Source organism: Streptomyces sp. NPDC008086, from assembly GCF_042957325.1.
Classification (GTDB): domain Bacteria; phylum Actinomycetota; class Actinomycetes; order Streptomycetales; family Streptomycetaceae; genus Streptomyces.
On record NZ_JBIBIA010000020.1, the window covers coordinates 26,923 to 45,394 of the forward strand.

The 18,472-nt window shown below is 71.7% G+C and carries 16 protein-coding genes; 12 read left to right on the top strand and 4 right to left on the bottom strand.

All coding sequences use genetic code 11. The features are described from left to right. Window positions 1-20: 20 nt before the first annotated feature. The gene (locus ACFZBP_RS41155; RefSeq protein WP_391421004.1) at window positions 21-2,255 is read left to right on the top strand and encodes an EAL domain-containing protein; all 2,235 of its coding nucleotides are present in this window, start codon (window positions 21-23) and stop codon (window positions 2,253-2,255) included. A gap of 61 nt (window positions 2,256-2,316) precedes the next feature. Here ACFZBP_RS41155 and ACFZBP_RS41160 read toward each other — a convergent pair whose 3' ends face one another. After that, entirely contained in the window at window positions 2,317-2,898 is a 582-nt protein-coding gene (locus ACFZBP_RS41160; RefSeq protein WP_383454375.1) for a TetR/AcrR family transcriptional regulator, read from the bottom strand. Window positions 2,899-2,985: 87 nt separating this feature from the next. Between ACFZBP_RS41160 and ACFZBP_RS41165 the strand changes: the two genes are divergently transcribed. From ACFZBP_RS41165 to gatB, 5 genes are all read left to right on the top strand, one after another. Beyond that, on the top strand, window positions 2,986-3,357 hold the full coding sequence (locus ACFZBP_RS41165) for a DUF4267 domain-containing protein (RefSeq protein WP_383454372.1): 372 nt from the start codon (window positions 2,986-2,988) through the stop codon (window positions 3,355-3,357). Window positions 3,358-3,643: 286 nt separating this feature from the next. Beyond that, complete coding sequence (gene gatC / locus ACFZBP_RS41170) at window positions 3,644-3,940, top strand: Asp-tRNA(Asn)/Glu-tRNA(Gln) amidotransferase subunit GatC (RefSeq protein ID WP_030851400.1); 297 nt, start codon at window positions 3,644-3,646, stop codon at window positions 3,938-3,940. 6 nt (window positions 3,941-3,946) lie between these two features. Then, window positions 3,947-5,440: an Asp-tRNA(Asn)/Glu-tRNA(Gln) amidotransferase subunit GatA gene (gatA, locus tag ACFZBP_RS41175; RefSeq protein WP_391421005.1), complete on the top strand. Its 1,494-nt coding sequence runs from the start codon at window positions 3,947-3,949 to the stop codon at window positions 5,438-5,440. Further along, a complete protein-coding gene (locus tag ACFZBP_RS41180; RefSeq protein WP_079055846.1) occupies window positions 5,437-5,679 on the top strand; it encodes a hypothetical protein in 243 nt (80 codons plus the stop codon). The genes gatA and ACFZBP_RS41180 overlap by 4 nt, the downstream gene beginning before the upstream one ends. Before the next feature lie 15 nt (window positions 5,680-5,694). After that, on the top strand, window positions 5,695-7,209 hold the full coding sequence (gatB, locus tag ACFZBP_RS41185) for an Asp-tRNA(Asn)/Glu-tRNA(Gln) amidotransferase subunit GatB (RefSeq protein ID WP_383454363.1): 1,515 nt from the start codon (window positions 5,695-5,697) through the stop codon (window positions 7,207-7,209). A gap of 49 nt (window positions 7,210-7,258) precedes the next feature. Here gatB and ACFZBP_RS41190 read toward each other — a convergent pair whose 3' ends face one another. Beyond that, entirely contained in the window at window positions 7,259-8,062 is an 804-nt protein-coding gene (locus ACFZBP_RS41190) for an SAM-dependent methyltransferase (RefSeq protein ID WP_383454360.1), read from the bottom strand. A 189-nt stretch (window positions 8,063-8,251) separates the two neighbouring features. Between ACFZBP_RS41190 and ACFZBP_RS41195 the strand changes: the two genes are divergently transcribed. From ACFZBP_RS41195 to ACFZBP_RS41220, 6 genes are all read left to right on the top strand, one after another. Further along, the gene (locus ACFZBP_RS41195) at window positions 8,252-8,692 is read left to right on the top strand and encodes a hypothetical protein (RefSeq protein WP_391421006.1); all 441 of its coding nucleotides are present in this window, start codon (window positions 8,252-8,254) and stop codon (window positions 8,690-8,692) included. A gap of 246 nt (window positions 8,693-8,938) precedes the next feature. After that, window positions 8,939-11,167 carry an MMPL family transporter gene (locus ACFZBP_RS41200; RefSeq protein ID WP_391421007.1) on the top strand — a complete coding sequence of 743 codons (2,229 nt, stop codon included), beginning with the start codon at window positions 8,939-8,941 and terminating at the stop codon, window positions 11,165-11,167. After that, window positions 11,145-11,720: a GNAT family N-acetyltransferase gene (locus ACFZBP_RS41205; protein WP_391421008.1), complete on the top strand. Its 576-nt coding sequence runs from the start codon at window positions 11,145-11,147 to the stop codon at window positions 11,718-11,720. Before ACFZBP_RS41200 ends, ACFZBP_RS41205 begins: the two co-directional genes overlap by 23 nt. Window positions 11,721-11,755: 35 nt before the next feature. Continuing rightward, on the top strand, window positions 11,756-12,325 hold the full coding sequence (locus ACFZBP_RS41210) for a hypothetical protein (protein WP_383454346.1): 570 nt from the start codon (window positions 11,756-11,758) through the stop codon (window positions 12,323-12,325). A 529-nt stretch (window positions 12,326-12,854) separates the two neighbouring features. Further along, complete coding sequence (locus ACFZBP_RS41215) at window positions 12,855-15,908, top strand: AAA family ATPase (RefSeq protein ID WP_391421009.1); 3,054 nt, start codon at window positions 12,855-12,857, stop codon at window positions 15,906-15,908. A gap of 44 nt (window positions 15,909-15,952) precedes the next feature. Next, the gene (locus tag ACFZBP_RS41220) at window positions 15,953-16,180 is read left to right on the top strand and encodes a DUF6191 domain-containing protein (RefSeq protein WP_391421010.1); all 228 of its coding nucleotides are present in this window, start codon (window positions 15,953-15,955) and stop codon (window positions 16,178-16,180) included. A 6-nt stretch (window positions 16,181-16,186) separates the two neighbouring features. Here the strand turns inward: ACFZBP_RS41220 and ACFZBP_RS41225 are convergent, their stop codons facing one another. Next, a complete protein-coding gene (locus ACFZBP_RS41225) occupies window positions 16,187-17,323 on the bottom strand; it encodes a PQQ-dependent sugar dehydrogenase (protein WP_391421039.1) in 1,137 nt (378 codons plus the stop codon). A gap of 140 nt (window positions 17,324-17,463) precedes the next feature. Continuing rightward, window positions 17,464-18,462, bottom strand: coding sequence for an aldo/keto reductase (locus ACFZBP_RS41230; protein ID WP_383454335.1), 999 nt, complete (start codon window positions 18,460-18,462; stop codon window positions 17,464-17,466). Between the last annotated feature and the right edge of the window lie 10 nt (window positions 18,463-18,472).

Sequence of the window (18,472 nt, forward strand, 5' to 3'; positions counted from 1 at the left end):
CGGCTGTGAGAGGGACGGGAATGGAACCGACCGAGAGCGCCGCCCCCGACTCACGGCTGCGCCGGATGGCCGGCGCGTGGCTAGGGTGGGCGGCGCGCAGCGCGGAGCGTTCGCGCTCGGAAAGAGACCCGGCGAGCGGCGCCGGCCGGCGCACCGCCGCGGACGGCCACACCGCGGTGCGGCTCGACGCCGAGCACACCTCCGGCCTGCCCGACGCCGACCACGAACGGCACCTGTCCTGGCCCGCGCTGCCCGCGGCGGTCGTCGCGGCGGCCGGATTCGTCCTCGGCGCCGGGTTCTACCGGGCGTTCACCGGCGACCACGCGCTCTTCCCGTCCGGCACCGTCGGCTGGTCCCTGGCCGTGCTGACCGGCATCATCGTCGGCCATCTCGTCGCCCTCGGCCGCGCCCGCTGGTGGGGCGGCACCGGCTCCGGCGCCGCCCTCACCCTCGCCGTGCTGATGCTGTACGGCTGGGTCCCCGCCGGCATGGTCAGCCTCACCGTGGTCGTGCTGGTCGGCGTCGCCCGCCGGGGCCGCTGGCGGCAGGGCGTGCTGCACGGCGCGGTGGACATCCTCGGCATCGCCGCCGGCGCCCTGGTGCTGGCCGCCTTCGGCCGGGTGCCGACCGTCGAGACCCCCTGGGACCCGGACACCTGGACCCTCTACACCGCCCCCGGAGTGGTCCTCGTCGCCGCCGCCTACCTCGCGGTCACCCGGGTGCTGCTCTGGTATCTGAACGCCCCACGCGGCGGTCTGCCCACCGTCGCCCGCACCGCCCTGGTCCGACAGGGCCTGGTCGCGGTCGCGCTGCTCGGCATCGCACCGCTGGTGTGCGTGGTCACCCTCGCCAAGCCCCTGCTGCTGCCGCTGTTCGCCATCCCGCTCATCGCCCTCGACTCCACCCTGTGGATCGCCCGGGCGCGCGCGGAGGAGCAGCTGCGTGACCCGCTGACCGGACTGCCCAACCGGCAGTGGCTGCTGGAACGGATCTGGACCGCGCTCGACGACGCCGAGCGCATCGGCGCCCGGTCCGCCCTGATGCTGATCGACCTCGACCGTTTCCGATCGGTCAACGACACGCTCGGTCATCTCGCCGGAGACCGGTTGCTGTTGCAGATAGCCGATCGTCTGCGCCTCGCCCTGCCGCGCGGAGCGGAGGCCGCGCGGCTCGGCGGCGACGAGTTCGCCGTCTTACTGCCGGTCGCCGACTCCACGACGTCCGCGACCCGGGTGGCCCGCGGCCTGGTCGCCGCCCTCAGCTCCCCGCTCGACCTCGACGGCCTCACCCTGGTCCTGGAGGCCAGCGCGGGCGTCGCCGTCTTCCCCGACCACGCCCTCGACGCCGAGGGGATGCTGCGGCGCGCGGACGTGGCGATGTACCAGGCGAAGCGGGACCGTACGGGCGTAGAGGTCTACGAGTCGAAGCGGGACTCCAACACCCCGGACCGGCTGGGCCTGCTGGGGGATCTGCGCCGGGCCCTGGACGCGCACGAGGTCGAGCTGCACTACCAGCCGAAGGTCCGCTTCGACGGTCAGGTCGCCGGCCTGGAGGCCCTGGTCCGCTGGGTGCATCCGGAGCGCGGGAAGGTGCCGCCGGACGAGTTCATAGCGATCGCCGAGTCGTCCGGGCTGATGCCGCAGCTGACGGAGTACGTGCTGGAGACGGCGCTCGGGCAGGTGGCGCGATGGCGTGCCCAGGGGCTGTACGTGCCGGTCGCGGTCAACGTCTCTCCGCGTGACGTCCACACCCCCGGGTTCGCGGGCTCCGTCGCCGCGCGGCTCGCCCGGCACGGCGTCCCGGCGGGAGCGCTCCAACTGGAGATAACGGAACACGTCCTGCTGGAGGACCCGCAGCGCGCCGCCGACACGCTCGCCGGGCTGACCGGCCACGGCGTGAAGATGTCCCTGGACGACTTCGGCACCGGGTACTCCTCCCTCGTGCACCTCAGACGCCTGCCCGTGAGCGAGCTGAAGATCGACCGCTCGTTCGTGGCACGGCTCGCGGTGGACAACGAGGACGCGGAGATCGTGCGCTGCACCGTGGACCTGGCGCACTCCCTGGGCCTGCTCGTGGTCGCCGAGGGCGTCGAGGACGACGAGACCTGGGAGCGCCTGCGGGACCTGCGCTGTGACGCCGTACAGGGCTGGCTGGTCGCGGCGGCGATGCCGCCGGAGGAGACGACGGCTTGGCTGCGCGCCCGAGGCTCCCGGGGCTGGCAGCGGCCGCGCGCCGCACTGCCTGCCGCCGAGTGACGTCCGCCGACGGACGACACCCCCAGCCCGCTCCACCCCCAGCCCGCTCCACGCCGGCCCGCTACACCCCCGCCGTGAAGTGCCGCGTCAGCAGTTCCAGTCGCTGCTGACGCGCCCGCTCCGGTAGTCGGCCGCTGCGCATCAGGGTCACCAGGCCGTGCAGGGCGGCCCAGTACGTCTCCGTGAGCAGGGCCGGGTCTTCCCCCTCGGCGGTGATCGGCTCGACCGCCGCCAGCAGTTCGGCGAAGGCCTCCTGGAGGGGGGCCGGGGCCTCGGGCGTGGCGAACGGCAGGTCCACGCGGAGCGTGAACATCGCGTCGTACAGGGCCGGTCGGCGTCGTGCGAACGCCGTGTAGGCCTCGCCCACCGCCGCGAGCGCCCCCTGTCTGCCCTTCGCCTCCGTCCGGGCCGTACGCAACTCGACGGCCATCTCGGCGCAGCCCTGCACCGCGACCGCCGCCATGATCGCGGTCTTGCCCTTGAAGTGGCTGTAGAGGACGGGCTGGCTGTACTCGATCTCGGCCGCCAGTCGGCGCGTGGTGACCGCGTCCCAGCCCTCGGCCTCCGCCAGCTCCCGCGCGGCCGTGACGATCAGCCGCTCGCGCTCCGCTCGTTCGCGCTCCCGGCGCGTCTGGATCGACATACCAGAAATTCTAGCAGCGCTAGCCATCCTGTCGGCGCTCTGCTAGCTTCGCTCTTGTCCCTAGCGCTGCTAGCAAGGAGTGAAGGCATGACCGTGACCGCGTACGCCTTGGCCGTGGTGCTCGATCTGTTCTGTGTGTTCCTCGGCTACCGGTTCCTGTTCCAGCCCGCCTCGGCCGCCACCGGCTACGGTGTCCCGGCCCGGCCGGACGGCGACGCCGGCGCCTACCTCTCGATCAAGGGCGTGCGCGACGGCACCTTCGGCCTGCTCGGCCTCGCGCTGCTGTTCTTCGTCGGCGCCCGCGCTGAGGCCTGGTTCATGCTCGTCGTGGCGATCGTGCCGCTCGCCGACACGCTGACGGTGCTGCGGCACGGCGGTGCGAAGGCCGTCGCCTTCGGCATTCACTTCGCCACGGCGGTCGTCGTACTCATCAGCGCCGTCCTGCTCTTCCTCGTCTGAGGCCGGCGCGGGGTCCGCGAACGGAGCCGGGGAAACCGTTTCACGGGCATCGGTCCCCGCCCCATAGGATTGGGGTTAGTCGTCCCCTTCCCGTCTGTCGCGCGACGCCTGGCACGCACGCTCGCCGCGTTGCCGAATCGTCCACGTGGCTCCGCCACGAGGCCGCTCCGGCGCCTTGCGATCGCACGCACCAGATGCCGCGCGACCCGCCCTTCGGGCGGACGACGGGAATGGGACGACTAGCCCCAGCCCCAAACCACAAACTCTCACCCCAGAGGATCGCTGCATGCCTGGCATCACGCGCGAGGAGGTCGCCCACCTCGCCCGGCTGGCGCGTCTGGAGCTGAAGCCCGAAGAGCTCGAGCACTTCGCGGGACAGCTGGACGACATCATCGGCGCGGTCGCACGCGTCAGTGAGGTCGCCGACCAAGACGTACCGCCGACCTCGCACCCGCTCCCGCTGACGAACGTCATGCGCAAGGACGAGGTCCGTCCCTCGCTCACCCCCGAGCAGGCGCTCTCCGGCGCCCCGGCCCAGGAGCAGCAGCGTTTCAAGGTGCCGCAGATCCTGGGGGAGGACTAAGAAGTCATGACGGACATCATCAAGCTCACTGCCGCGGAGACCGCCGCGAAGATCGCCTCCGGCGAGCTCACCGCGGTCGAGGTCACCGAGGCCCACCTGGCCCGTATCGAGGCCGTCGACGAGAAGGTGCACGCCTTCCTGTACGTCGACCGCGAGGGCGCCCTCGCCCAGGCGCGTGCCGTCGACGAGAAGCGGGAGAGGGGCGAGAAGCTGGGACCGCTCGCCGGTGTTCCCCTGGCGCTGAAGGACATCTTCACCACCGAGGGCATCCCGACGACCGTCGGTTCGAAGATCCTGGAAGGGTGGATCCCGCCGTACGACGCCACCCTCACCAAGAAGCTGAAGGCCGCTGACGTCGTCATCCTCGGCAAGACCAACATGGACGAGTTCGCCATGGGGTCGTCGACGGAGAACAGCGCCTACGGCCCGACCGGCAACCCCTGGGACCTGACCAAGATCCCCGGCGGCTCCGGCGGCGGCTCCTCCGCCGCGCTGGCCTCGTTCCAGGCGCCCCTCGCCATCGGCACCGACACCGGCGGCTCCATCCGCCAGCCGGCCGCCGTCACCGGCACGGTCGGCGTGAAGCCGACGTACGGGGCCGTCTCGCGCTACGGCATGGTCGCGTTCTCCAGCTCGCTCGACCAGGGCGGGCCCTGTGCCCGTACGGTCCTCGACGCGGCGCTGCTGCACGAGGTCATCGCCGGGCACGACCCGATGGACTCGACGTCGATCGACGCGCCCGTCCCGCCGGTCGTCGAGGCCGCCCGCAACGGCAGCGTCCAGGGCATGCGCGTCGGCGTCGTCAAGCAGTTCCGCGGCGAGGGCTACCAGGCCGGCGTCATCCAGCGTTTCGACGAGTCCGTCGCCCTCCTCAAGGAGCTGGGCGCCGAGATCGTCGAGCTGGACTGCCCGTCCTTCGACCTGGCGCTGTCGGCGTACTACCTGATCGCGCCCTCGGAGTGCTCGTCCAACCTCGCCCGTTTCGACGGCCTGCGCTACGGCCTCCGTACCGGCGACGACGGCACCAACTCCGCCGAGGCGGTCACGTCGATCACCCGTGAGGCGGGCTTCGGCCCCGAGGTCAAGCGCCGCATCATGCTCGGCACGTACGCCCTGTCGAGCGGGTACTACGACGCGTACTACGGCTCCGCGCAGAAGGTCCGCACGCTCATCACCCGCGACTTCGAGAAGGCCTTCGAGCAGGTCGACGTGATCGTCTCGCCGACGACGCCGACCACCGCCTTCCCGATCGGCGAGCGCGCCGACGACCCGATGGCGATGTACCTCGCGGACCTGTGCACCATCCCGACGAACCTCGCGGGCAACGCGGCCATGTCGCTGCCCTGCGGTCTCGCACCGGAGGACAACCTCCCGGTCGGCCTCCAGATCATCGCCCCGGCGCTGAAGGACGACCGGCTGTACAAGGTCGGGGCGGCCGTCGAGGCGGCCTTCGTGGAAAAGTGGGGTCACCCGCTGATCGAGGAGGCTCCGTCGCTGTGAGTAAGGCAATGTCCAAGGCCAAGGGCTTCAAGAACTCCAAGTCCGGTCTGTACCTGTCCATGGCCACCACCGCGTTCGGTGCGGTCAACGTCGTCAAGCAGGCCAAGAAGGCCCGCGTGGAGAGCGACACGCTGCGTCTGATCGACGCGGCCGTGTCCGCGACCGCGATCGTCACCGGCCTCGCCATCCTCTACCGCGAGCTGAAGCGGCTGGGCGACGACGACGTCCTGCTGGGCTGAGAGGGAAGTTTCACCGTGACCACCACGACCGACCTGGTGTCGTACGAGGACGCACTCGCGTCGTACGACCCCGTCATGGGCCTCGAGGTCCATGTCGAACTCGGCACCAAGACCAAGATGTTCTGCGGCTGTTCGACCGAGCTCGGTAGGGACGCCAACACGCAGACCTGCCCCGTCTGCCTCGGCCTGCCCGGCGCGCTCCCGGTCGTCAACGCGACCGGCGTCGAGTCCGCGATCAAGATCGGTCTCGCGCTGAACTGCGAGATCGCCGAGTGGTGCCGCTTCGCCCGGAAGAACTACTTCTATCCGGACATGCCGAAGAACTTCCAGACCTCCCAGTACGACGAGCCGATCGCCTTCAACGGCTACCTCGACGTGCAGCTGGAGGACGGCGAGACCTTCCGCGTGGAGATCGAGCGCGCCCACATGGAGGAGGACACCGGCAAGTCGACCCACGTCGGCGGCGCCACGGGCCGTATCCACGGCGCCTCGCACTCGCTGCTGGACTACAACCGCGCCGGCATCCCGCTCATCGAGATCGTCACCAAGCCGATCGAGGGCGCGGGCGAGCGTGCGCCCGAGGTCGCGAAGGCGTACGTCCGTGAGCTGCGCGAGCTCATCAAGGCGCTCGGCGTCTCCGAGGCCCGCATGGAGATGGGCCAGATGCGCTGCGACGTTAACCTGTCGCTGCGCCCGAACGGCACCGAGAAGTTCGGTACCCGCTCGGAGACGAAGAACGTCAACTCGCTGCGGTCCGTGGAGCGCGCGGCCCGTTTCGAGATCCAGCGTCACGCGGCCGTGCTGAGCGGCGGCGGGACGATCATCCAGGAGACCCGGCACTTCCACGAGGACACCGGGTCGACGACCTCGGGCCGCGTGAAGGAGGAGGCCGAGGACTACCGGTACTTCCCCGAGCCGGACCTCGTTCCGGTGGCCCCCTCGCGCGAGTGGGTCGAGGAGATCCGGGCGGCCCTGCCCGAGCTGCCGCTGGCCCGGCGTACCCGACTCCTCGCGGAGTGGGGCATCTCGGCCACCGACATGCAGGCGATCCTCAACGCCGGTGCGCTGGACCCGATCGTCGCCACGATCGACGCCGGTGCCGACGCCGCCTCCGCCCGCAAGTGGTGGATGGGCGAACTGGCGCGCAGCGCCAACGAGTCGGGCAAGGCGCTGGACGAGCTGTCGATCACGCCGGTCGAGGTCGCCCGTGTCTCGGAGCTGGTCTCGAAGGGCGACCTGAACGACAAGCTGGCCCGCCAGGTCATCGAGGGCGTCCTCGCGGGTGAGGGCACCCCGGATGAGGTCGTCGACAAGCGCGGTCTCAAGGTCGTCTCCGACGAGGGCGCCCTGGGTGCCGCCGTCGACGAGGCCATCGCCGGCAACCCGGGCATCGCCGACAAGATCCGCTCCGGCAAGGTCGCCGCGGCCGGTGCCCTGGTCGGCGCGGTCATGAAGGCCACGCGCGGTCAGGCGGACGCGGCCCGCGTCAAGGAGCTGATCCTGCAGAAGCTGGGCGTCAGCGAGGGCTGAGCCCTGACCTGCGGACGGCCCCGGAGGCACTGCCTCCGGGGCCGTCCGCTTACTTACGGCGTCCTACGAGTCGTACGAAGCCCAGCGAGCGGCCCTCGTCCGCCCGTACCGCCTTGCCGACCCGGCGGGCCATCGTGCGATGGAACTCCTCCGGGCTCTCCTCGGCGACGACGTCGCACCACAGCAGCCAGTCCCGCCAGCCGTCGTCCAGCCAGTCGGCGGTCTCGACCTCGACGGCCCCGCTGCGGGTCCAGTGGCGCCGCCACCAGTCGGCGGAGTGGAAGACCCACCAGTCGGGCTCCCAGTACTCCTTGAGGTGCTGCGGCGGCTCGGTGCCCTCGATCTCCTCCCGCACCGCGGGTACGACGATCCCGATCCGCCCTCCCGGCTTCAACAGCCGGGTCAGCGTGGGCAGATACAGATCGTTCGTGCCGAAGTACTGGTACGCGTCGATGCTCACGATCGCGTCGAAGCAGGCCTCGGCGAACGGCAGGTCGTGCGCCTCGGCGTGCACGGGCAGCACCCGGTCGGCGAAGCCGGCCTCGGCGACGCGCTCGGCGTTCTCGTCGGGCTTGACCCACAGGTCGGCGGCTGTGACCTGGGCGTGGAACTCCCTGGCCAGGAAGACGGAGGTCATGGCCCGGCCGCAGCCCAGGTCGAGGACGCGGGCGCACGGGCGCAGGGCGTCCAGGCCGAGGGCGGGGGCCAGCCACTCCAGCAGCCACAGCGCGTTCGGGCCCATCTGGTTCTCGATGACCCAGCGGACGTCGTAGCTGTTGCTGCGCGGGTAGCGGGCGTGGGTCAGCCGCTGGGTGAGTTCCTCATCCGAGGTCCTCGGGGTGATGTCTGGCATCGGTGAACGGGCTCCTTGAGTCCGGGGAAGCGGAAAAGGGATACGGAGGAGCTCGGCCGGACGCTCAAACAATGCACCTGCCCAGGTCGGCGGCGGTGTGCCGCGGGAAAGGCGGACCTTCGGACGCTAGCAGCCCGCCCCTCGGACCGGCATCCGATTTCCCGGCGCTACGCGCTACGCTCGCCCGCCATGAGTGGACGCGGTGATTCCGAGATATCCGAGACGCGGAAGGAGCGGTCCGAGACACCCGAGGGCGACCACGCCGAGGTTCCGGCGGACGCCGAGACCCTGGACGACGTACAGAACCCGGCGGGCGACGGAGAAGACGCGGCGGAGGACACCGAAGACCCGGCGGACGACGAAGAAGACCTCGACGACCCGGCGCAGGTGGCGCGGCGGGCCCGTTGGACGGCCGCCGTGACCGGGGTGCTCCTCGCCCTCGCCGGGCTGGCCGCCTCGACGCTCCGGGCCACCGGCTCCGCTCCGGCCCTCGTCCCGGCCGCCTACGGCCTCGGCGCCGCCGTCTGCGCGCTCGCCGCGTTCCTCGGCTCGCGCGGGCGTACCCGGCGGGCGCTGTGGCTGCTTGTCACCGGGGTGATGGTGATGGCGCTGGGGGACCAGTTCGACTGAGAAGTTCCCGGTGCGAGGGCGCGCTTGTGTGAGAGTCGCCACCTGCGACGACAGAGTGGCCGTTACTGTCCTGTGATCTGCCTCCCACTTGTGTGAATAAACCCACGAACGGGGCAAACGATCACTGGCGCCTGCGAGAGTTTGCCTCACATCGCTCATGCGTTCTTTGCGGGCTGTTCACTTCATGAACGACGTTTCGGCGTCTCCCGGTCAAAGATCCACATATCGCCTCCCGGGAGCACGTTCGTGGCAGCCCTTGCACGCTGGTGTGTCCAACGCCGCCTCGTCGCCGTACTGCTCTGGCTCCTCGCCTTCGGCGGGGTGACCGCGGCCGCCACCGTGACCGGCTCCGCGTACTCGAACGACTACGAGGTCCCCGGCACCGAATCGGGCCGCGCCACCCAGCTGTTGCAGGACGGCTTCCCGGGACTCGGCGGCGACAGCGACACCGTCGTCTGGCACACCGCGTCCGGCACCGTCCGCGCCGCCGACGTCGAACAGACCATGACACGCACCCTCGCCGACATCGCGGAACTCCCCGGGATCGCCGCCGTCAGCAGCCCGTACGACAAGGAGGGCGCCGCCCAGATCAGCGCGGACGGACACACGGCGTACGCCACCGTCACCTTCGACGCCGGCCCCGAGAACCTCGACAAGGGCGAGGCACAGGCCGTCGTGAGCGCGGCCAGGTCCGCCGAGGCCGACGGGCTCCAGGTCGAGCTGGGCGGCGGCGCCGTCGGGCTCACCGAGTCGCCCGAGGGGCACCTCGCCGAGGTCGTAGGCGTGGCCGTGGCCGCCGTCGTGCTCTTCCTCGCCTTCGGGTCGCTCGCCGCCTCCCTGCTGCCCATCGCCACCGCGCTGGTGAGCGTCGGCACCGCGTACGCCGGCATAGCGCTGCTCGGGCACGCCATGACCGTGGCCGACTTCGCGCCCATGCTCGGCATGCTCATAGGACTCGGCGTCGGCATCGACTACGCCCTGTTCATCGTCACCCGGCACCGGCGCGGCCTGAAACGCGGGCTGTCCGTCACCGAGTCGATCACCAACGCCGTGGCCACCACCGGACGAGCCGTCGTCTTCGCGGGCGCGACCGTGTGCATCGCCCTGCTCGGGATGCTGATCCTCAGGCTCGGCTTCCTCAACGGCGTCGCGATCGCCGCGTCCCTCACCGTGGTCCTCACGGTCGCCGCCTCCGTGACCCTGCTGCCCGCCCTGCTGTCCTTCATCGGCATGCGCGCCCTGAGCCGCCGCGAGCGGCGCCGGCTGACGGAGCACGGCCCCCAGCCCGAGCTGCCGACCGGGTTCGCCGCCCGCTGGTCGGCGTTCGTGGAGCGCCACCCCAGGACGCTCGGCGTGATCGCCCTGGCCGTCATCACCGTCCTCGCCCTGCCCACCCTCGGCCTGCGCCTGGGCACCTCCGACCAGGGCAACAACCCGGAGTCCGCCACCACCCGCCAGGCCTACGACCTGCTCGCCGACGGCTTCGGGCCCGGTGTGAACGGCCCGCTCACCCTGGTCACCGAGGTCGACGGCGGCGACGACAAGCTCGCCCTCGACAACCTCGACGCCACCCTGCGCACCACCGAGGGCGTCGCGGCGGTGACCCCGGTGACGTACAACACCGGCGGCGACACCGCGTACCTCACCGTCGTCCCCGACTCCTCTCCGCAGTCACGGCAGACCAGTGACCTCGTCGACCGGCTGCGCGACGAGGTCCTGCCGCGCGCCGAGACCGGTACCTCGCTCGATGTGCAGGTCGGCGGCATGACGGCCGGCTACGACGACTTCGCCGAGGTGATCGTCGGCAAACTGCCACTGTTCGTCGGCGTCGTCATCGGCCTCGGCTGTCTGCTGCTCCTGCTCGCCTTCCGGTCCGTCGGTATCCCGCTGAAGGCCGCCGCGATGAACGTGGCCGCCGTGGCGGCCGCCTTCGGTGTCGTCGTCGCGATCTTCCAGTGGGGCTGGGGCAGCGAGCTGCTGGGCCTCGGCCGCGCGGGCCCGATCGAGCCCTTCCTCCCGGTCATCATGGTGTCCGTCCTCTTCGGCCTCTCCATGGACTACCAGGTCTTCCTGGTCAGCCGGATGTACGAGGAGTGGCTGGAGACCGGCGACAACCGGCGGGCCGTCCGGATCGGCCTCGCCGAGACCGGCCGGGTGATCAACTCCGCCGCGGTCATCATGATCTCGGTCTTCCTCGCCTTCGTCCTCAGTGGCGACCGTGTGATCGCCATGTTCGGCATCGCGCTGGCCGCCGCGGTCGCCCTGGACGCCTTCGTCCTGCGCACCCTCCTCGTCCCCGCCCTGATGCACCTGCTCGGCGGCGCCAACTGGTGGCTGCCCCGCTGGCTCGACCAGCGCCTGCCCCGCATCAGCATCGAACCGCCCGAGTCCCGTGCCGCCCATGAGAGGCTCACCGACGTCGTGTCGGAACTGGAGAAGGAGCAACGGGGCGATGTACGCGATACCGCTGGGTGACGACGGAGCCGAGCTCCGGCCGCTGGAGCCGTGGCACGCCGAGGAGTTCCTGGCGCACCTGGAGCGGGGGCGGGAGTTCATCGGGCAGTACATCCCGTTCGGCTCGAACGCCACCGACCCGGCGTCGGCACGCGAGACCCTCCAGCGCTACGCCGACATGCGCGCCGCGGACACGGCGTCGTACCACGGCATCTGGCTGGACGGAAAACTCGTCGGCGGGGTCCTCACGCTGAACTTCGACGCCGCGACCGGCAACTGCGAGGTCGGGTGCTGGCTGGAGCCCGCCGCGACCGGACGCGGGCTGATCACCCGGGCGATGCGGGTACTGATCGACTGGGCCGTCGAGGAGCGCGGCATCCACCGCGTCGAATGGGTGGCGGCGTCCGGCAACACGCCCAGTCTGAACGTCGCCCGGCGGCTCGGCATGACCCGCGACGGCGTCCGCCGCGAGGCCCACCCCTATGGTGGGGTGCGGCACGACCTTGAGGTGTGGTCGATCCTCGCCCCTCACTGGCGTGACGCACGCGCGCGTGCCGAGCACAAGGATCATTAAGACACTTCTCAGAGAGCGTCCGTACGGTGCGAGACATGGGAACGAAGACAGTGGACGAGACCGCGACCGAGACCGCGACCAAGACCGACGACGAGAACGTGGACGTCACCAAGGCGACCGAGGCCGAGCCCCAGGCCGAGGCCGAGGCCGTCGAGGGTGACGAGCACGAGGAGGAGGTGGCCGCCGAGGCGACGGAAGCGGCGCCGTCCGGCGTCGGCCAGGGCGCGGGCGCGGTCGTCTCCGCGGCGCTCGGCCTCGTCTCCCTGAGCGGTAGCTGGCTGGGCACGATCGCCTCCGCGCGGCAGGACGTCCTCGCCCAGCTGGAATCCGCGACGTCGCAGTCCCCGGACGTCGCCAAGCTGCTGGATGACCGTTACGGGGCCGCCTGGCACGCCACCGCCCTGTGGGCCGGTGTCTTCGCGCTCGCCGCGCTGATCGTCGGCGTCGTCGTGCTCGCCCGCCCCGCGTTCGGCGCGCCCGGCAAGCCGCAGCCCGCATGGATCAAGTCGGTCGCCTGGGGCGGTGTCGCCCTCGGCGTCATCGGCCTGCTGCTGGCCGTGCTCAAGTACACCGACGTCCTGCTCGGCGTGCCGTCCGTGGGCTGAACCACCGCATTCCCGTGAGGGGCCTCAGGGCCGCCGTAAGCACATCGGACGGCGCCCTGAGGCCCCTCACGCGCGTCTAAGGCCCCCCGTCCGCGCGAAGATGCGGAACTCTCCCGATGCGGCGGGACCCCCTGACGGACGAAGGTTGAGGCATCGGCGAAGCGACGCCGACACCACCTTCTCACCAGGGAAAACGAGGACCCGCCATGCACGGCTACGAACTCCACCACCTCCGCTCCGCCGAACTGATCCGCCGGGCCGAGCACGAACGCCTGGCCCGCGAGGCGTTGCGCCTGCGCCGCGCCGCCCGCCGGGAGACCGCGGAACGCTCCGCTGAGGGTGCGGCGACGGAGGAACATACGTCCCGCTCCCGTGGACACCGGCACCCACGCACCGCGTGACGGTGGATGCCGGTCGGTCTCTTCCAGCCCGTCCGGCGTTCGAGGACGAGGCCCTTTCGGGGCCGAGGCCGGGGTCTGGGGGCGGCGGCCCCCAGAAAACCGATGCCGGACTGTCAGCGGCACGTGCGATGCTCGCCCCCGTGGAGACCAAGTCCGTCAGCCCCGTGTTCGTCGGCCGCGCAACCGAGTTGGAGACGCTGCACGACGCCCTCGCCCGAGCCGCCGCAGGAGAGCCCCAGGCGCTGGTGATCGGCGGCGAGGCCGGCGTCGGCAAGACGCGTCTCGTCGAGGAGTTCGCCACCGCCGCCGCGCGCGAGGGCACCGTCGTCGTGCTCGGCGGCTGCGTCGAGATCGGCGCCGACGGGCTGCCCTTCGCCCCGTTCTCCACCGCACTGCGCGCCCTGCGCCGCGAGCTGCCCGAGGAACTGGCCGCGGCAGCGGCCGGCCAGGAGGAGGAACTGGCCCGGCTGCTGCCCGAGTTGGCCGAAACCGCACCGGCCCACGGAGCCAACCGCTCCGACGAGGAGGGCATGGCCCGCCTCTTCGAACTCACCGCCCGCCTCCTGGAACGCGTCGCCGCCCGCCGCACGGTCGTCGTCGCCCTGGAGGACCTGCACTGGGCCGACGCCTCCACCCGCCACCTCCTCTCCTACCTCTTCCGCACCCTGCGCACCGGCCGCCTCGTCGTCCTGGCCACCTACCGCTCCGACGACATCCACCGCCGCCACCCCCTGCGCCCGCTCCTCGCCGAACTCGACCGCCTGCGCACGGTGCGCCGGGTCGAGCTCGGCCGCTTCAACCGCGCCGAGGTCGGCCGCCAGATCGCCGGCATCCTCGCCACCGAACCCGACCCGGCCCAGGTCGACGAGATCTTCGAACGCTCCGACGGCAACGCCTTCTTCGTCGAGGAACTCGCCGTCGCCACCCACGAGGGCTGCTGCGCCGGACTCACCGACACCCTGCGCGACCTGCTGCTCGTCCGGGTGGAACGGCTGCCCGAGGCCGCCCAGCGGGTCGCCCGGATCGTCGCCGAGGGCGGCTCCACCGTCGAGTACCGGCTGATCGAGGCCGTCGCCCGGCTCGCCGAGGACGACCTCATCGAGGCGCTGCGGGCCGCCGTCAACGCCAACATCCTCACCGCGGCGCCCGGCGGCGACGGCTATCGCTTCCGCCACTCGCTGGTCCGCGAGGCCGTCGGCGACGACCTGCTGCCCGGCGAACGCTCCCGCCTCAACCGCCGCTACGCCGAGGCCCTGGAGGCCGACCCGACGCTCGTCCCGGCCGGTGAGCACGTCATGCGGCTGGCCAGCTACTGGTACCACGCCCACGACCCGGCCAAGGCCCTGCCCGCCGTCCTGGACGCCTCCGTCACCGCCCGCCGCCGACACGCCCACTCCGAGCAGCTACGGCTGCTGGAACGCGCGATGGAGCTGTGGGACTCCGCCCCCGAGGACATCCGCGCCACCCTGCGCCCCGTCGACTACACCGAGGTCTACCCGCCCTGCGGCTGCGACCCCGCCACGACACCCCTGCGCTACCTCGACCTCATGGCCGAGGCCGCCGTCGCCGGACGGCTCTGCGGGGAGCGCGAACGCGCCCTGAAGATCACCAAGCGTGCCCTGCACCTGCTGGAGGACGAGGGCGACCCCCTGCGCGCCGCCTGGTTCTGGGTCCAGCGCTCCCGGCTGGTCCAGGCGCAGGCCCGCGGCGACGGCTGGAAGGAACTGGGCACCGCGCAGGAACTGGTCCGGGGCCTGCCGCCGTCCGAGGTGCACGCCGAGGTGCTGGCCACCGCCGCCAACTGGTCGATGCTCCGCGACCCCGGCCCCGACGCCATGTCGGCCGCCGAACGGGCAGTCGAGTACGCGCGCATGGTCGGCGCCGAGGGCATCGAACTGAACGCGCGCCTCACCCTCGGCGGCCTCATGGTCGAAGCCGGGGACACCGAGGCCGGGCTGGCCCAGATGTACGAGGTCAGGGACGAGGTACTGGCCCGCGGCCTCACCGCCGTGGTCGGCCGCAGCCATGTGAACCTGCCGTCCGTCCTCGAAGGCGTCGGCCGCTCCGAGGACGCCGTCGGCATCCTGCGCGAGGGCCTGCGGCTCACCCAGCAGTGGGGCCTGCGCGACTCCGAGGCGTGGGTCTGGGCGAACCTCGCCGAGTCACTGGTCTCCCTGGGCCGCTGGGACGAGGCCACCGACGCTGCGATGAACGCGCAGCGCACGGGCCAGGCGGCGAAGCCGCGCGGCGGCGGCTCGAACAGCCTGGCCCGCCTCGCGCTCGCCCGCGGCGACATCGCCGAGGCCGGACGTCATCTGGCCGCCGCCCGCGCCTTCTACGGCACCCACGACCCCATGCCGCAGAACAACCTGCCGATGTCCTACGTCGCCCTCGGCATATCCGCCGCCGAGGGCCGCCTCCTCGACGCCCGCGCGGAGGCCGACCGGGCCCTGAGCGCCGGCTTCCCGCCCGGCACCCAGCGCTACGCCTGGCCCCTGCTGCTGGCCGCCGCCATCGCCGAGTCCGATGCCCGCGCCCACGCGCTGCCCGCCGCCCTGGAGGGCCGTGCCGCCTTCCTGGACCGGCTCTTCGAGGCCGTCCGCAAGCTCACCACGGGCGCGCCCCTGTGGCTGGCGTACGAGAAGTGGACCCGAGCCGAGCTCGACCGGGCCGCGAGCCGGAACCCCGAGCCCGACACCTGGTCGGACGTGGTCACCGCCTTCGAAGCCCTGGAGCGCCCCCACGACCTCGCCCAGGTCCGCCACCGCCTGGCCGAGGCGCTGCTGGCGATCGGCGGGGACGAGGAACGCGCCCGCGCCACGGAGCTGCTCCGGCTGACCCGGGCCGCCGCCACCCATCTGGGTGCCCGCCCGCTCGCCGACGCCACGACCCGCCTGGCCCAGCGAGCCCGCCTCACCCTCACGACGGCCCCAGCCCCGCCCCCGACCGACCCGGCCGACGCCCTCGGCCTCACCACCCGGGAGCGCGACGTCCTCCGTCTGGTCTCCGCAGGCCGCACCAACCGCCAGATCGCCGAGGAACTCTTCATCTCCCCGAAGACGGCCAGCGTCCATGTGTCGAACATCCTGGGCAAGCTCGGCGTCTCCGGGAGGGGCGAGGCCGCGGCGCTGGCGCATCGGATGGGGCTGTTCGTGTCCGAATCGCTCCCCTCGGGGGCATGAGCCCGAGGTTTACGCTGTAAGGGACATCGGTCCTGGGAGGTTCCGTGTTCAACGCGTTCGAGGAACTCTTCGCGCCCGGCCGCAAGCACACCCGCGACGAACAGAACCGTCTGGAACTGACCCGTGAGGACGTCGGGGACAACGATCCCGTGCGCGGGCCGATAGACCTCGCGTCCGGGAAGGTCGTCGTACGGATGCCGGAGCCGTCGGCCGACGAGGACGCCGCCGGGGGCGAGAGCGGGAGGGCGAGGAAGACCAACGGGCCGGACTGAGGCCGCTCAGCTCACCCGCACCTCCAGAATCCGGTCGTCCCCGTCCTTCGGGTCGCCCCGCCCGTCGGTGTTGCTCGTCGTCACCCACAGCTTGTCGCCGCCGGCCGCGACGACCGTCCGCAGCCTGCCGTACTCACCCTCCAGGAAGGCCTGCGGGTCCGCCGACGCCTCTGTGCCGTTCAGAGGGACCCGCCACAGGCGCTGGCCCTTGAGCCCCGCCATCCAGACGGACCCCTCGGCGTAGGCGATGCCGCTGGGGGAGGCGTCGTCCGTGCCCCACTGGGCCAGCGGATTGTGGTACTTGGCGTCGTCGGACCTGCCCTCCACCTCGGGCCAGCCGTAGTTGTCGCCCGGCTTGATCGCGTTCAGCTCGTCCCAGGTGTCCTGGCCGAACTCCGCGGCGAACAGGCGCTGTTCGGAGTCCCAGGCCAGGCCCTGCACATTGCGATGGCCGTACGCGTACACGGGGGAGTCGGTGAAGGGATTGCCCGGGGCCGGTTCGCCCTCCGGTGTCAGACGGAGGATCTTGCCGCCGACGGAGTCCTTGTCCTGGGACAGGCCCGTGTCACCGCTCTCGCCCGTGCCCGCGTACAGCATCTTGTCCGGGCCGAACGCTATCCGGCCGCCGTTGTGGATGAAGCCCTTCGGGATGCCCTTGAAGACGGTGTCGGGTGCGCCCAGTTGCTCGCCGCTCGGCTTCCGGTCGTCGTACAGCATGCGGACGATGCGGTTGTCCGACGCCGAGGTGAAGTACGCGTAGACCATGCGATCCGAGGCGTAGTCCGGCGACAGGGCCAGGCCCATGAGGCCGCCCTCGCCCGCCGGGGACACCCCCGGCACCTCGCCCAGCTCGGTCTTCTCGCCGGTCTTCCCGTCGACCCGCGTGATCGTGGCGTCGTCGCGGGAGGACACGAGCAGATCGCCGCCGGGAAGCGGGGCCAGGCCCCAAGGGGTGTCCAGCCCCTCGGCGACCGTACGCACCACCTTCACGGACCCCTGCGCGGGCGGTGTCTCCTCGGCGGGCCGCCCGGTGGGCGACGACGCCCCCTTGTCACTGCTCGACGCCGCGGCCCCGCCGCCATCCGGTGATCCCCCGTCGTCGGAGGAACATCCGGCCGTCAGCACCAGTACGGCCGCGGCCATTACGGCCGTCACAACTCGACGTTGCACGATCACGGTCCCTTCGACGCGGCAGGTTCTACTTTTCTTACACCGCTCGAGCCTCACAGGTTCCCGATCTGTGAATCTTGAATCACCCCGCCCGGTGACCGCGCTGCGCGACGTCAGTCCCAGGACCCCAGTGCCCCCGGCAGCTCCGCCACCTCCGCCAGGTCCTCCGGCGTCAGCCGCAGGCTTGCGGCCGTCGCGTTCTCGGTGACCCAGCGTTCCTGTTTCGTACCGGGCAGCGCGATCACGTGGCGGCCCCGGGACAGCACCCAGGCCAGCGCGACCTGCGCCGGTGTGGTCCCGGTGCCGTGGCGGGCCGCGACGCGGCGCAGGCCGGCGACTATGGGCTGGTTGGCCGCCATCATCTCGGCGGTGAAGCGGGGGTGCCGGGCGCGGACGTCGTCCGGTTCGAAGCCCTGACCGGGGGTGAGGGTGCCGGTCAGGAAGCCGTTGCCCAGGGGCATCGCCGCGAGGAAGCCCACGCCGCGCGCCTCGCACCACGGCAGCAGGGCCTCCAGGGCGTCGGGCGACCACACCGACAGCTCGGCCTGCACGGCGCTCACCGGGAAGACCTGCTGCACGCGCTGCAGTTGGCGGATCGTCGCGTCGTGCAGCCGGGTTCCGGAGCGGCGGCCACCGCGCGCGCCGACGGCGCACAGCCCCAACGCCCGTACTTTTCCGGCCTGGACGAGCTCCGCCATCGCGCCCCACGTCTCCTCGACGGGGACCTCAGGGTCGGCGCGATGCAGTTGGTAGAGGTCGATCACGTCCGTCTGCAGGCGGCGCAGCGAGGCGTCGCAGGCCCGCTTCACATAGCCGGGGCGGCCGTTGGCCACGATGTGCTGCTCGCCCACCAGCAGACCGACCTTGGTCGACACGAACGCGTCCTGCCGGCGCTCCTTCAACACCCGCCCGACGAGCAGCTCGTTGGTGAACGGGCCGTACATGTCGGCCGTGTCCAGCAGCGTCGAGCCCAGATCGAGCGCCCGGTGCACCGCTCTGACCGACTCCTCGCCCCGCTGCCGCGACGAGCTGTACGCCCAGCTCATCGGCATGCACCCGAGCCCGACGGCTCCCACCGCGAGTGCCGCCGCGCCGATCGTCCTGCGCTCCACCTGGCCGTGA

Bases quoted from the DNA above. Each gene is read 5' to 3' on its own strand.
- ACFZBP_RS41215 (WP_391421009.1), top strand. From the start codon at position 12,855: ATGCTCGCCCCCGTGGAGACCAAGTCCGTCAGCCCCGTGTTCGTCGGC.
- gatA (WP_391421005.1), top strand. From the start codon at position 3,947: ATGACGGACATCATCAAGCTCACTGCCGCGGAGACCGCCGCGAAGATC.
- ACFZBP_RS41190 (WP_383454360.1), bottom strand. From the start codon at position 8,062: ATGCCAGACATCACCCCGAGGACCTCGGATGAGGAACTCACCCAGCGG.
- ACFZBP_RS41195 (WP_391421006.1), top strand. From the start codon at position 8,252: ATGAGTGGACGCGGTGATTCCGAGATATCCGAGACGCGGAAGGAGCGG.
- ACFZBP_RS41160 (WP_383454375.1), bottom strand. From the start codon at position 2,898: ATGTCGATCCAGACGCGCCGGGAGCGCGAACGAGCGGAGCGCGAGCGG.
- gatC (WP_030851400.1), top strand. From the start codon at position 3,644: ATGCCTGGCATCACGCGCGAGGAGGTCGCCCACCTCGCCCGGCTGGCG.
- ACFZBP_RS41205 (WP_391421008.1), top strand. From the start codon at position 11,145: ATGTACGCGATACCGCTGGGTGACGACGGAGCCGAGCTCCGGCCGCTG.
- ACFZBP_RS41165 (WP_383454372.1), top strand. From the start codon at position 2,986: ATGACCGTGACCGCGTACGCCTTGGCCGTGGTGCTCGATCTGTTCTGT.
- ACFZBP_RS41225 (WP_391421039.1), bottom strand. From the start codon at position 17,323: ATGGCCGCGGCCGTACTGGTGCTGACGGCCGGATGTTCCTCCGACGAC.
- ACFZBP_RS41155 (WP_391421004.1), top strand. From the start codon at position 21: ATGGAACCGACCGAGAGCGCCGCCCCCGACTCACGGCTGCGCCGGATG.
- ACFZBP_RS41210 (WP_383454346.1), top strand. From the start codon at position 11,756: ATGGGAACGAAGACAGTGGACGAGACCGCGACCGAGACCGCGACCAAG.